This window comes from Vibrio sp. 10N.261.52.A1 (assembly GCF_002876325.1).
Lineage (GTDB): Bacteria > Pseudomonadota > Gammaproteobacteria > Enterobacterales > Vibrionaceae > Vibrio > Vibrio chagasii.
Genome location: NZ_MCYD01001360.1, coordinates 1 through 689, shown reverse-complemented (window position 1 = coordinate 689; position 689 = coordinate 1). Strand labels below are relative to the sequence as shown.

Genomic DNA, 689 nt, shown 5'->3' with positions numbered 1-689 from the left:
AGAAGTCGAAGTAAACAGTCGTGGTCGCGTCATACGAACGCTCAAATACGTCCCCCCAGTCTCTGGACAAGATATTACCCTCAATATCGATGTTGAACTTCAATCTTATATACATAAACTGCTTGGAGGCCGCAAAGGAGCCGCAGTTGTGGTAGATCCTCACGATAACGGTGTTTTAGCGATGGTGTCTAGCCCTAGCTATGACCCTAATGCCTTTGTCGGAGGTATATCTAACCATGACTACAAAGCATTGTTGACCAACAGGAATAGGCCACTAATCAACCGCGCTACGTTAGGCACCTATTCTCCAGGCTCTACTATTAAGCCATTTATTGCTGTAGCAGCCTTAAAAGAAAGGAGCATAACACCGAGAACCAAAGTTCGAAGCGTTGGCGCATGGCGAGTCCCTAACAGCAGTACTCGTGCATTTCGCGATTGGCTCAAGTGGGGGCATGGTAACGTAGATGTGACTCAATCTATCGAACAGTCCGTCAATACCTTCTTCTATCAGATTGCATACGACATGGGTATTGACTCACTCTCCAACTGGATGATGATGTTTGGCTTTGGCGAAAGTACCGGGATCGATATATTCGAGGAAACGTCAGCTAACATGCCGACTAGAGCGTGGAAACGGAATCGCTTTAACAAGCCTTGGTATATCGGCGACACTATACCTATAGGTATAG

1 protein-coding gene is annotated in these 689 nt (G+C 46.4%); it reads left to right on the top strand.

Annotated elements, in window-relative coordinates; all coding sequences use genetic code 11:
- Positions 1 to 689: penicillin-binding transpeptidase domain-containing protein (locus BCT81_RS27770; protein WP_277869854.1), on the top strand; the 689-nt coding region annotated here is incomplete at both ends.